Below are 12515 nucleotides of genomic sequence, written 5' to 3'. Positions count from 1 at the left end.
TTCATGGCGTATCTGGCCCGGGCCGTCGAGGGACACATCGAGCCCACGCACCGGGCCGGCCCGCTGGAGGGGCCGCTCACCGCTCTGCTGGAGGTGGAGCCGGGGAACCGGCCCGGCGCCGCCAGGGCGCGGAAGCTGCTGACGCGCGCCGCACCCCCGCCCCCGCACGTACAGGAGCAGTTGCACGACGGCCGTACGCGGGACCTCACGTCCCGTACGCTCCGGCTGCCGCGACTCCTGCGCGGCGCGGGCGACTTCACGCCCTTCATGCTCCAGCCGCCACGTCCCGTACGCCGACGCCGTCGCCCTCTGGCGATCACGGCGGCGGCGCTGGCGGCGACGGGCGCGATCACGGCCGGGCTGGTCCTGTTCGGCCCGTGGACTTCGAAGGACGAGGACGACAAGAGCGACCGTACCGGTGTGACCGACGTGGCCGACGCGAAACAGTCGGCCGCGGCGCAGGCGGGCGCCATCGGCGACGAGCGCACGGCGGACCCGTGCGGGCTGCTCGACGCGGCCTCGCTGAGCCGCTTCGGCGGCACAGCGCTGGACCCCGACTACGGGGAGGTCGACCGCTGCGACGTCCTGGTGCGCAACAACAGCGGTGACGACATCGCGGACGTCGAGGTCAACCTCGACGCGGACCGGGACGAGTTCGACGACATCCGGTCCACCCGGCTGGTCGGCGGCATCACGGTCGTGACACTCAAGCGTGACGGGGAAGCCTGCGACCGGGCCGTTCTGACCCCCGACGGCAAGCAGATCCGCGTCATGGGCAAGCAGCTCGGCAAGGGGGCGCCCGACCCGTGCCAGATGGCCGACGCCGCCACCGATCACGTGGTCGGCGTGCTGGCCGACAGCCCGGTGCCCCGGCGTTCACCGTCACCGGCGCCGAACTCACTGGCCCGGCTCGACACCTGCACGCTCCTCACCGCCACCGAGCTCAAGCGGCTGCCCGGCGTCGAGGCGGACAACCGGGACCGCGGCTTCGGCTCCTGGGACTGCGACTGGTCGAGCGACGACGGCAACCGCGCGGTGGAGATCCAGATCAGCCGGGACAACACCCTGGACGCCGACGACGGAACACCGGTGAACGTCGCCGGCAAGAAGAGCTACTTCATCGCGGACGAGGCGGAGGACGACAGCTGCACCGTACGAACTCCGCACCGCACCTACACGGACTCGACCGGCGACCGCACCACGGAACTCTTCCAACTGACGGTGTACGCCCCACAGCCGACGAAGCAACTGTGCGCCACGGCAACACAGTTCGCAGCAGACGTCGTACGAAACATCACGAAGCACCTACCGAGGACGTGACGCAACGCAACGTGACGCGACGCGACGTCACGTGACCGAGCCGGGAGCGAATGCGGAGAGCTGTAGCGACGAATGCCGACGTCCGACCCCACCAAGCAGGGAGGAGGCGGGCACAGCGGGCTGCTTGAATCGGCGTGGTGACGGTACCCACTGGTGACCACACCGACCAACAGTCCTGGAGTCGCCCTGCGCGTGGCACTCGGGCCCTGCGCGCCTTGGACAGGGGCCGCTTCCGGGCCCGACCCCGGACCGATGACGCCGGTCCCGGCGCCGGACTGTGCACCGCTTCAGGCGTGCTCCGCGCTCTCGGCATCCACCCGGCCTCCGGGGACTCGCCGCTCTCCTCGTAGGCTTCCCACACTGACAGGGCGTTCCTCAACCAGCCGTGAGCGACGGGATGTCAGGTGTGTGGCCGGTCAGAGGGGCTCCGTGGCGCCGCTGGCCGGATCGGTACCTCGGTCCCTCAAGCAGCGGAAAGGAACCCACCGTGTCCGACGAAGGACAGCTGATCGCCGGCCGGTACCGCATCCTCGACCGGATCGGCCGAGGCGGCATGGCCACTGTGTGGCGCGCCCACGACGATTTCCTCGCCCGCCAGGTCGCCGTCAAGAAGCTCCATCCCCAGCCGCATCTCGACGCCGACGACCTCGCCACCCTCTTCGAGCGCACCCGCCGCGAGGCTCGCAGCGCCGCCCGGATCAGCCACCCCAATGTCGTGGTCGTCCACGATGTCGTGGACGACGAGGGCCTGCCCATCATCGTCATGGAGTACGTGCCTTCCACCACTCTCGATGACCTGGTCAGGGCACACGGCCCGGTCCCGCTCGATGAGGTCGTCAGGATCGGCCGTGGCGTGATCGCCGCGTTGCGGGCGGCGCACGGGGCGGGAATCCTGCACCGGGACGTGAAGCCGGCGAATGTACTGCTCGCCGAGGACGGCCGGGTGGTCCTCACCGACTTCGGCATCGCCCAGGCCGTCGAGACCTCGGCTCTCACCCGCACCGGCCAGCTGGTGGGGTCGGTCGACTTCATGGCCCCCGAGCGTCTGGTCGGCGGCGCACCGGGCCCGGAGGCCGACCTGTGGGCGCTGGGCGCAACGCTTTTCCAGGCGGTAGAGGGCCGCTCACCGTTCCTCCGTGACACGGTGGCGCAGACGATGTACGCCATTGCCATGGCACCGGCTCCGGAGGTACGCGGCGCCGGGGCGCTGACCCCCTTGATCCAGGCTCTGCTCGCCGGCAACCCGGCCGACCGAATATCCGCCGAGGACGCCGAGAGGCTCTTGCGGACAGCGGCCGCCGACCCGCGACTCATACACAGAGTGGGCCACTCCACGACTCCGCCCACGGCCCGTACGGCCCCGAGTCCACTGCCGGAACCGGCACCAGTTCTGGAAGCGAATGCGGAACTGGAACCGGCGCCAGAACTGGAGCCGAACTCGGGGCACGGACCACGCGAGACACCCGCTGCCGACCTGGCAGCGGAACGCCCGAAGCCGGCCACGACCGACCCACGCGCGCGGCGGCGCTCTGGCCGAACGGGCCGAACGGGCCATTCACATGCGAAGAAGCTGGTCGTGCTTGCCGCAGCGGTCGCCATGGCGACACTGGTAACGATCGCGTTGCTCGTCCACACGACGACGACGGAGAAGAACACCAGCAGCGCCACGACGTCGCAGTACGCTGACGCGCCGACCTCCTCTTCCGTCTCCTCACCGACGAGCTCTACGAGTTCCGGCGCCCCGTCGCCGAGTGCGGACGCCCCATCGAAGAAGCCGACGCCCAAGGCCGGACAAGAGGATTCCGCCACGGAACCCGGAGACGAGAGCCCGTCCACGAAGAGCGGATCAGGCTCATCGGTCGCCCCGACCGGTGAGGCCCTGGTGGTCGCCGGCTCGGGGAAGTGCCTGAGCCGTGGCGACGGGACCGAGGGGATACAGCTGATCCAGGCCGCGTGCGACGACTCGGCGGCGCAGCAATGGCTCATTCGATCGGACGGGAACATCCGCTCATCGGGGAAATGCATGACCGTGGCCGGAGGGGCGACCGCTGACCGGACCGAGATCCAACTGACCAAGTGCAGCGGCGACGCCAGCCAGAAATTCCATCTCTCCGGCGGACAACTGCTGGCTGATCAGTCACGGAAATGCGTCACCATTTTCGGGGGGTCGAGCGGAACGGTGGTGGTCCTTTGGGAATGCAACAACTGGGACAACCAGACCTGGACGAGGCGATGAGGCTACTGCCGTGCCACCTGCACCGGGCCGCCACCCCGACGCGTCAGGTGACCTTCTGTCGGCCGGCGCGCCGTAACTCGACAGCGGCGAGGCCTCATCGACCGTGGCCGCTTGCACCCTGATCCCCCGTTGCTGTCCGAGCCGGTACAGATCGGTGTCGACCAGATTCCCACCCGGTTCAGGTCCACGGTGAGTTCGACCGACATCGACTTCGGTCAGCCGGTCACGGTGAGTGTCAAGGTCGAACAGAAGACAGCGGACGGCTGGGTGCCGCTGGCCGGGCACTCCGGGGGCGTCCTGTTCGGCCCCGACGACGCGCAGACCGATCTCGTGGGTGGCTTCACCACCGCTGACGACGGCACCTTCACGATGGACTACACGCCGTGGCAGGGAGGCTACTTCCAGTTCGCCCTGGACACCTCGGACGACCCGTTCCTCCAGGCCGGCACCGGTACGAGCGACGTCGTCCACGTGCACCGGGCGTCGAAGTTCACGGCCTTCACGGCCGCCCGCTCCGACACGGGGCAGGTCCACGCCGAGGGGCTGATCGACTTCCCCGACGGATGGATGCCCGCCCGGATCAACGTCCACATCCAGTCCTCGCCCGACGGCGTGAACTGGTCGACGCTCACCACGGTCGAGGCTTCCTGGGGCGGCAGCGGCAACGATTTCGCCGCGGACCTCGACGAGAGCGGTGCCGCCTACTACCGGGCCGTCTTCGACGCTGACGGCAACTTCCAGTCGGCGACTTCGCAGACGGTCTTCGTGCCTGCGTCCGCCCAGAGCGCTTCTGACGGCTCGTGAACCCGCTGACGGGCCGACGTTGGCGCGCCTGCTGAGGGGTCGGCGCCACACGAGGCGGTTCGCGTGGCCGTTCACGTGGCACCGACGAGTCGGCCCGGCAGCCGGGCAAGAGCCATCAGAGACGGCCTAGGGCACATAGAGGGCGCGCCACGCCCAAATTGGACTAGACGACAAGTAAACCCCAGGCCATTGGCCTGGGGTTTCAATCCGGAGCGGGTGACGAGAATCGAACTCGCCTCTCAGCTTGGGAAGCTGCGGCTCTTTGTGGTCGGGAAGGTCGCTGGTCTGTGTGAACGGTTGGGGGTTCGTCCCGTCGCGCCTGGCTGCTTTCACCGCGATTCCCCGTTGTTCCCCGCCCAGTCTGGTGCGCTTGTGGTGCGCGCATGCGTCATCCCCGCTTCGGTCGTACCTACCGTTTCTGCGCGCTGTAGCGCTTCATCAGCGCAGTGATCCGTGCAGGATCCGCCTGACCATTCAGCTGGGCCACGAGATCGTCAGGACACAACTCGTAGAGATCCCCCCACCATCGACGTCCTCCCACCATTGACGTCCTCGGTTGTCCCGGATCTGGTATCCACCTGGCACACCCCGGGCTACGTAGCGTCTCCTACTCACAGTCCTCCGGTTCCCGGCATCGTTCCTGCCGTGATCAATCCGCGGGATTCACCCTCATAACAAACGCCGATCACGCAGTCAACGGGAAGTCGCACCGGATTCGCATGCCGGTCAGCCTGTGGGCAGGCCGATCTGGTCGTGTTCGAGCACGGAGCGCAGCTCCGAGAGGATCTGTACGGCGGCCGGTCCTGAGGGGCCGCCGAGGACGTCTGTGGTCAGCTCGGCCAGTGTGCTGGTGAAGGTTGCCTCCGCCGCATCGGCGAGGTGCAGGCCTGAGGTGGTCAGGTCCAGCAGCGATGAGCGGCGATCCGATGGGTTGGTCCGCCGTACGACCCATGCCTGCTTCTCCAGGCGGTCGATGACCTTGCTGCTCGCGCCGATCCCGATGGCGAACTCGGTGGCGAGGTCCGCCACCCGGGACCCGGGGTGGTCGCGCAGGAAGCGCAGGGACTCGAACTGCGAGGTGACGATCCCGTGCCGCTCACGAAGGCGGTTGTTCAGCGCGTTGTAGAGGCGTGTCTCGCAGCGGACGAGATCGGCGAAGAAGCCCGGGAAGTCGATCGGGCCACGGCTTGACTTAGATGCCATGGCATATATTCTAGCCTATATGCCTGAGCATATAGTTCTTTGGCATGCATTTGCGATGGAGGCGACAATGAGCAGGCAACAGCGCGCGGAGCTCGACGCGATGGTCCGGCGGCCTCACTCGGAGGCCCCTGCGTCGGTGGAGGAGCTTCGCACCGGATTCAGGGCGATGATGGGGGAAATGATCGTCCCGGCCGGGATCCGCACACGCATCACGACGCTCGGCGACCGGCCCGCGGTGCTCGTCGAGCCGGCCGGTACTCCGAAGGCCGGGACGATCCTCTACTTCCACGGCGGCTCCTACGTGGTCGGTTCACCGGAGACGGCGATGTCACTGACGGGGAACCTGGTGAGCAAAACAGGGTTCAGGGCGTTCTCGCTGGATTACCGGCTCGCCCCTGAGCACCCGTTCCCGGCCGCGGTCGAGGACGGGCTGAGCGCCTACCGCGCACTTCTCGACAGCGGTCACGACCCTTCGGTGACCGCGTTCGCCGGCGACTCCGCGGGTGGCGGCCTCACCGTCACCACCTGCCTCGCCGCCCGCGACGCGGGCCTGCCCATGCCCGCCGCGATCGTGGCGTTCTCCCCCGGGCTCGACGGGACCCGGACAGGCGAGAGCATGGACACCAAGGCGGGCATCGACCCGTTCTTCACGCGTGAGGGCCTGGAACGCACCGGTGCCATGTATCGCGCGGAGCAGGATCCCCACCAGCCCATGCTCAGCCCCGCCACCCTCGCCGACCTGACCGGCTTCCCTCCGATGCTTCTGCAGGTAGGCACCAACGAAATACTCCTGGACGATTCCACACGCATGGCCACGCGCGCGAGGGAGGCCGGAGTGGACGTCATCCTGGACATCACCGCTGACGTTCCACATGTCTTCCAGGCGTTCGCCGGCGTCCTGGACGAAGCCGACGAGGCACTGGACCGCGCCGCTCTCTTTCTCAGCCAGCGCATCCGCACCAGGGACACGGCACGCACGTCGGCAGGCTGAAGCTCGCGGACGGTCTCCTGCGGACCACGGTCCGTACCCCGGGCCCTGGCTCGCCGTTCCTCTTCCCGGCGGCCGGCGGCCCCACCTCGCTCCGAGGGCCGTTCAAGACCCCGGGGAGTGCGTTCTCCGCGGACGGTGGCGCACGCGTGACGCGAGTGCAACTGACGGACAGCGACTGGGAGTTCGTCGATCCGTACCGATCGGCGAGTATGGCCCGTCCCCCGAGCGGCTGCGACAGCAGTTCGAGGGCGTGATCTGGCGGTTCAAGACGGGCGGGCAGTGGCGGGAGATGCCAGCCGAGTTCGGCGCCTGGTCGACCGTCCACAACCGCTTCCGGCAGCGGCGTGACGCAGGTGTCTTCGAAGCCCTGCTGGACGGACTGATCGCAGAGGCCGCGAAGCGGGGTGAGGCGGACCTGTCGCTGGTCAGCGTCGACTCCACCACCGCGCGTGCCCACCATGATGCTGCCGGGATGCATCTGAGCCAGAACGTCATCACTCGCACAAGGTGAGGCTGGCGCCGGCGGGGGCAACTCTGCTTGGGCCCGACCTGTGCAGAGACCGGATGGTGAGTGGCGTTGCAGCTGCATAGCGCCCCACCAGCTGCCGGTGTCTGATCCCTCTGTCATCCAGTCGAAATCCCGTGCACTCGCCCCACGCTATGCCATATTCAATGGCATACTCGGCGTGTGACTGATGACGACGTTGACTTCCCGCCCGGCGATGGTCCCACTAGTGGCATCTCCGTCACTCTGACCGCCGGAACTCTGCATGCGATCCGTGAGCGGGTCGGCAAGCGAGGCGTCTCGGCCTATCTGGAGAAGGCGGCCCACCGACAAATCGAGCGCGACAACCTGGATGAGCTGATCGCGGACTTCGACAAGGTGCACGGCCCGGCCGACCCTGAGGCCGTGGCGGTTAAGCGCGCCCGGCTGGCCGGAGGCGCCTCGAACGCTGGGACGGCCGCGTGAGCGGTGCCCTGGTCCTGGACAGCGAGGGCCTGGCAAAGGCCGTACAGCGTGATCGGGAAATCCATGAGTGGCTGACGGCGGCTCGCGACGCGGACCTGCCAGTGATCACCTCAGCCGCCGTGCTGGTCGAGGTGATCCACCCGAAGATCAACGACGCCGCACTGAAGTGGACCCTGTCCCGCCTGAGTGTCGAGCCGGTGACCCAAACCGTTGCGCAATCCGCTGCCGTTTTGCTGCGTGCAGCGGGGCTACACGGCCACAAGTACGCCATCGACGCCATGTTGTGTGCGACCGCCCTGCAGCATCCCGGCCGGGTGACGATCCTGACTTCGGACGTGGAAGACATCGGGCTGCTCACTGCCGAGCATTCACGCCTGACTGCGGAGAAGGTCTGAGCCGAGGCGCCTTGCAGAGTCGGCGCTCGCTGTGGGCGCTTGCCATGAAGTGGTGCGCCTCAATTGCCGACGTGAAGCAGACCCTTCGTGGAGAACAGCCAGCCGTGGACCGAGGTGAACGTGGCGAGGGCGGACGCGACGGCTCCACCCGGACGGACGTCCGAAGCCCCCGGGCTTGCGGGTCGGACGAGACGAATATCGGAGGCAGGGCGTGATGGTGTTGCCGGACATGGCGGAGCCGCAGGAGGTGCCCGCAGTTCCGCCCGCGGGTCACTTGTGCGCGACGAAGGTGCCTGTCCCGCCCACGCTGCACGTCGGGACCTTCCGCACCAGCCGGTCCGACACCGCGAAGGGCGTGTCGTCACCCTTCCTGAACTCGGCCACGAGGAGCAGCGTGCGTACTACGAGCCCGACCCCGGGAAGGCCCGCATCCACCCGGACCGGATCCGGGATGCCGAGTTGGCCGCCGCTCTGGCTCTTGCCGACGCCGTCGTTCGCGGTGCCGGTGTGTTCCAGGGGGATGCCGCCGTTGCAGAAGTGGTGTGAATGGGTACGGAGCCTTGCCTAACTTCTCTTGCAAGTATTCGCTCTGCTCGGACGCGAGTGGCTTTGGGCTTGCGACCCACTCGGCCGCGGGGTGAGCCGCACCTGGTCGGCGGCGACACGAAGTGGTTTTGCGGCTGCGGGGTTCCACAGCACGACCTGGCCCCCGGCAACGCCGAAGGAGACATACGGATCGCCCGCCCTCAAGGTCCCGCCCTTCTCGGTCAGTTCGTCGGGCGGCACGGTGGGAACGACGCACGTCCATTCCGGGCTGATGCCGAAGTACGGAGGAGGGTCGGTTCCCCGGACGGCCGCCTGCTTCAGTCTGTCGGCGGCTGCCTCCGGTGAGTGCAGGGTTGTTGCGGCGGTCATGACGAGGGCCACGACGACACCGAAGGCTGCCATCGTTCCGGCGGTGATGCTGCGAGGGCGGATGAAGTGGAAGTAACGCATGATGCCCCAGCCGGCCGCGATGAACAGGATGGCTCCGAGGGACGGCCAGAGGAGCTTCACGGCGGCGACCAGTCGCCAGATGCCACTGACGCCCGTCTCCGCGGGAGTCAAGGAGAGTTCGTCCGCATAGATGTCGTGCAGGAACCGGCTGGTGAGGGGGAGCGCCGCCACTGCCAGTGTGGCGACCAACGGTAGGACCCCGGCGATCAGCACCTGCCACGTCCACCGGCGACCGAGCAGCACCAGACCGGCCGAGTAGTAGACGACACCGGTCATCGCCACAGCCTGCGCCGACGTGACTCCGGCCTTGACTCCCGGTATGCCCAGGGCGAAGAACAGGGCCAGTGCGGTCATCGCGAGAACGAATATCGCGGACCGCAGACGAGTGCGCCCCAGGGGCAGCGCGAGCGCTGTCCATCCGGCGACACCTGCGCAGGAGAGGGCCAGCGACCAGCAGATCGCCACTCCCACCGGAGCCGCGTCCCGGGCCAGTACGAGGAAGAAGACCGTGGCGAACAGCGGTCCCAGGATGAAGACCAAGCCCCGGTTGAGAGCGTCTTCTCCGTGCTGCACAGTGCCTGGGCGCCCGCGGCCGTCGAGCGGCCGCAGAGCGACATCGTCGCGCGCGGTCGTCCCGCGAACCAGATCAAGGACAGCGGCGGACCGGCCGCCATGGATCCTCAGCCCTACATCGAACAGTCCTGACCGCACCGCCGAGCGGTAGAGGGCCCCGCGCAGCCACCAGGCAGGTCTCGACCAACTGGGTGCGTGCGGCGGCACGGTGGCCCATGCCCGGGCCTCCGTCGAATGCGTCTGCCACTCGGGCTGTATCGTCCGGTCGGATTCCTCGCGCCGGAGCATACGGTCGTAGACGATGACCTGCGTCGCCCGGCGCACGGCAGCCAGCTGCCAGGAGGCCTCTCGGTCCGCACGCCAGGGTGAACCAGTGACAGGCACGTCGACCCAGAGGAAGCGGGAGTTCGCCGGATCGGAGCGGAAAGCTCGCCGGGCCGCTCGCCGTTCCTTCGGCGACGGGGTCCGATGGGACCACACCACCTCACGGAAGTGCTGCTCGACCCGCGCCCATTTGGTCGGACCTCCCTGAATCTCGACCAGTGTGACGACTATGCAGTCGGGACTCTCCGAGGCCATCAGCAACCTTCTCTTGGAAGACATCGAGGGAAAGCGCTGTTCGTACGGCGGTCAGGACGGAGCGGTGATGCTCTGTGCGCGGATGTGTGAGTCCCAACCGTGCGGACGTGGCTCTCATGGGCTGGCCGGGACCCTACCGTGCAAGGTCTCCTGGGAAGGCGTGAGTTCGGGTTCGGGGATCCGCCGGACGATGCGGACCTGTTCGTCGAGCAGAAGCCCCCTAGGTCGGACGTCCAGTCGGGGAACGCCTTCGCGCGTGCACAGAGACTGCTGCCGCGTGATTGTCAGTGGTCGGCCCTAGTGTGCCCGCGTGACGACATTTCGATCCGGCTTCACACTCTGGCAACTGGTACAGACGGCACGGGAACTGAATGAGGATGCGCGCGTCCGGGAGCGCGTCGACGCGGTGCTGCACATCATGGGCGGCCTCGGTGGGGCGTACGGCAAGGGCAGGCCGCTGGTGAACGCCTTGGAGGATGTGGCCCAAGAGGCCATCCGCCAAGGCGACTTCGCCTTCGCCCAGCGCTTTCAACGCTTCGCCGCCTATGCCGGAGGCGAACTGTTCCTTGACATCCTCGAAAACTACTACGACGACGAAGCCCGACAGCGCAGCGAGAAACACATGCGCAGGATGGCCGCACTGGGTGCGGACAGGGCGGTCGCCACCCTTGACGTCCTGTGCCGCGACAAGCCCGGCGCAAGCGCCGCCGACGCCCGTGACCTCTTTCGCGGCATAGCCCAGTCCGTCGACTACCTGGGCCTCGGGGACGGCGAGGGTGGGATCCGGCTCTCCACCAAGGAGGCGAGGCAACTCCAGGGATACGGACACATGGAGATGGTCCTCCGCAACCTGCCCCGGCCCGCCTCCGCCGAGGCCGCCCGGATGATGGGCGACGTCCTGGCCGATGTCGACGCCGGCATGCTGGCCCAGTTGCTCGAACTGCGGGCCAGGCAGGCCGGCCTGGCGGCCCTGCGTACCGCGGTGGAAGACCCGGACAGCTCCGAGAGTGCCCTTCATGGCTGTTTGAAGAACCAGGAATGGATCTTCGGCGGGGCCTACGTGGCCGAGCTGGCACGCCGGCAATACACCCCGGATGCCATCCTCGACGTCCCGCTCCTGCGCGGCGACGGCTCCCTGCACGTGGTGGAGCTCAAGCGCGCCAACATCAAGGACCTGGTCATACGACGCTCCGGCCACCTCATGTTGGGTGCCCCGGCGCACCGTGCGGTCTCCCAGGCGCAGAACTACCTCCGGGCCATGGACGAGAACCGCCCGAGCATCCTGGCCGAGCACGGAGTCGACACCCGCCGGGCGTCGGCGACGGTCGTGATCGGACACCCGCGGTACGTGACCGGGGACGTCACCTCCCAGGAGATCGCGGAGACGCTGCGAACCTACAACACACACCAGGCGCGCATAGAAGTGATCACATACGAGACCCTGCTGGATTCAGCCTCCCGCATGCTGGCTCTGTCATCGGCACGGCAGGACGCAGACCTCGACCCGGACGAGGAGTCCGCCGCATGAGCGACACACCCTCCGCGATCGAACCGCTCCTGGCCCGCTTGTGCGGCGGTGAGATCACCGACAAGGACTACGTCGGATACTTCATGAACGAGTACGGAGAGGAACTCGTGTTCGCCCAGTGTCGGGGCGAGAAAACCGCTCGGCTCTGGCACAGCGACGCGGACTGGAAGATGTTCCTCGTCGATGACCACTCGATTCGGCTCGACGGTCCGATGGACGGGATGATCACCGTTGCGGACCTGATCATCAACCGCGAGGAGGCGACATGGCTGTCCTCCTGCCTCGCCGCTTCCCGCCACCTACGGCAGGGACGGACCTGACCACGCACCTGCTGAGGCCTCAACGGACGGGCCTGGCTCAGGGGAGGCGGCCAGGCCTTTGCGCATGAGCCCTGCTCTGCCCATGATCTCCTCCGCCCCGTCGTCCGTGGCTTGGTCGCCCGCGGCCAGGGTGGTCGTCGTCCGCGCGTAAAGAGATTCGCATCCGCCCACGACGAGGTGCGGTGTGGGGCGGGTGTCCGGTGTTGTCTGGGAACGGCGGGCTGAGGGTGGCGGCTTGCCGCCTCAAGGAACTCGTGCCCTCCGTGTGCCCAATTGTAGACGGCGGGAGGCCCGCGAAACGCAGCGACGGCTCATCAATAAGCAAGCCCCAGGCCGCTGACCTGGGGCTTCAAGAAGAGCGGGTGACGAGAATCGAACTCGCACTCTCAGCTTGGGAAGCTGATGTTCTACCACTAAACTACACCCGCGTAAGACGCCGGATACGTGCCGTTTGTACCGTTCGCACCCGTGTCGGAAACGCGGATTCACCATACCTCATGCCAGGGCCCCGGCGCTGAAGCCTTGGTGGTCGAGGGCGTTTCGGGGGGTGGACCCGGCTGCGGGGTGCGGGAGTTGGGGCGTACGGTGGAGGTGCTGGGC

The 12515-nt window shown here is 67.7% G+C and carries 11 protein-coding genes, 1 tRNA gene and 2 pseudogenes; 10 read left to right on the top strand and 4 right to left on the bottom strand.

What is annotated here, in order from left to right; genetic code table 11:
- From AOK01_RS33830 to AOK01_RS33820, 3 genes are all read left to right on the top strand, one after another.
- A partial coding sequence (locus AOK01_RS33830; RefSeq protein ID WP_055518454.1) for a DUF3558 family protein occupies positions 1–1320 on the top strand: 1320 nt, incomplete at its 5' end.
- Between the two features lie 487 nt (positions 1321–1807).
- Positions 1808–3556, top strand: coding sequence for a serine/threonine protein kinase (locus AOK01_RS33825; protein ID WP_055518452.1), 1749 nt, complete (start codon positions 1808–1810; stop codon positions 3554–3556).
- A gap of 111 nt (positions 3557–3667) precedes the next feature.
- Positions 3668–4360, top strand: a complete 693-nt coding sequence (locus AOK01_RS33820; protein WP_245702534.1) for a hypothetical protein — start codon at positions 3668–3670, stop codon at positions 4358–4360.
- 409 nt (positions 4361–4769) lie between these two features.
- On the opposite strand, the pseudogene AOK01_RS45690 reads toward AOK01_RS33820, so the two are convergent.
- Both AOK01_RS45690 and AOK01_RS33815 read right to left on the bottom strand, forming a co-directional pair.
- Positions 4770–4975: pseudogene (locus AOK01_RS45690) on the bottom strand (hypothetical protein).
- 111 nt (positions 4976–5086) lie between these two features.
- Entirely contained in the window at positions 5087–5563 is a 477-nt protein-coding gene (locus AOK01_RS33815) for a MarR family winged helix-turn-helix transcriptional regulator (RefSeq protein WP_055518450.1), read from the bottom strand.
- A 67-nt stretch (positions 5564–5630) separates the two neighbouring features.
- Between AOK01_RS33815 and AOK01_RS33810 the strand changes: the two genes are divergently transcribed.
- The 4 genes and pseudogenes from AOK01_RS33810 (at position 5631) to AOK01_RS33795 (ending at position 7919) form a co-directional block, all read left to right on the top strand.
- Positions 5631–6554: an alpha/beta hydrolase gene (locus AOK01_RS33810; RefSeq protein WP_055518448.1), complete on the top strand. Its 924-nt coding sequence runs from the start codon at positions 5631–5633 to the stop codon at positions 6552–6554.
- A 146-nt stretch (positions 6555–6700) separates the two neighbouring features.
- Positions 6701–7050: pseudogene (locus AOK01_RS43845) on the top strand (transposase); the annotation flags it as partial.
- Between the two features lie 192 nt (positions 7051–7242).
- The gene (locus tag AOK01_RS33800; RefSeq protein WP_055518447.1) at positions 7243–7524 is read left to right on the top strand and encodes a hypothetical protein; all 282 of its coding nucleotides are present in this window, start codon (positions 7243–7245) and stop codon (positions 7522–7524) included.
- Positions 7521–7919 (top strand): type II toxin-antitoxin system VapC family toxin, encoded by a 399-nt coding sequence (locus AOK01_RS33795; protein ID WP_055518445.1) that lies wholly within the window; start codon positions 7521–7523, stop codon positions 7917–7919. Before AOK01_RS33800 ends, AOK01_RS33795 begins: the two co-directional genes overlap by 4 nt.
- A gap of 564 nt (positions 7920–8483) precedes the next feature.
- Here AOK01_RS33795 and AOK01_RS33790 read toward each other — a convergent pair.
- Positions 8484–9455 carry a hypothetical protein gene (locus AOK01_RS33790; RefSeq protein ID WP_055518443.1) on the bottom strand — a complete coding sequence of 324 codons (972 nt, stop codon included), beginning with the start codon at positions 9453–9455 and terminating at the stop codon, positions 8484–8486.
- 24 nt (positions 9456–9479) lie between these two features.
- Between AOK01_RS33790 and AOK01_RS43840 the strand changes: the two genes are divergently transcribed.
- The 3 genes from AOK01_RS43840 (at position 9480) to AOK01_RS33780 (ending at position 11915) form a co-directional block, all read left to right on the top strand.
- Positions 9480–9620 (top strand): hypothetical protein, encoded by a 141-nt coding sequence (locus AOK01_RS43840; protein WP_157871599.1) that lies wholly within the window; start codon positions 9480–9482, stop codon positions 9618–9620.
- A gap of 757 nt (positions 9621–10377) precedes the next feature.
- Positions 10378–11595 (top strand): Shedu anti-phage system protein SduA domain-containing protein, encoded by a 1218-nt coding sequence (locus AOK01_RS33785; RefSeq protein WP_055518441.1) that lies wholly within the window; start codon positions 10378–10380, stop codon positions 11593–11595.
- Entirely contained in the window at positions 11592–11915 is a 324-nt protein-coding gene (locus tag AOK01_RS33780; protein WP_055518436.1) for a hypothetical protein, read from the top strand. Before AOK01_RS33785 ends, AOK01_RS33780 begins: the two co-directional genes overlap by 4 nt.
- Positions 11916–12272: 357 nt before the next feature.
- Here AOK01_RS33780 and AOK01_RS33775 read toward each other — a convergent pair.
- Positions 12273–12343 (bottom strand) — tRNA-Gly (locus tag AOK01_RS33775).
- Positions 12344–12515 lie beyond the last annotated feature (172 nt).

It is taken from the genome of Streptomyces aurantiacus (genome assembly GCF_001418335.1).
Classification (GTDB): Bacteria; Actinomycetota; Actinomycetes; order Streptomycetales; family Streptomycetaceae; genus Streptomyces; species Streptomyces aurantiacus.
This window is presented reverse-complemented; position numbering and strand designations above follow the sequence as displayed.

What these genes read in the sequence shown, in the direction of transcription:
- AOK01_RS33815 (WP_055518450.1), bottom strand. Translation starts at nt 5,563, where the DNA reads ATGGCATCTAAGTCAAGCCGTGGCCCGATCGACTTCCCGGGCTTCTTC.
- AOK01_RS33810 (WP_055518448.1), top strand. Translation starts at nt 5,631, where the DNA reads ATGAGCAGGCAACAGCGCGCGGAGCTCGACGCGATGGTCCGGCGGCCT.
- AOK01_RS33780 (WP_055518436.1), top strand. Translation starts at nt 11,592, where the DNA reads ATGAGCGACACACCCTCCGCGATCGAACCGCTCCTGGCCCGCTTGTGC.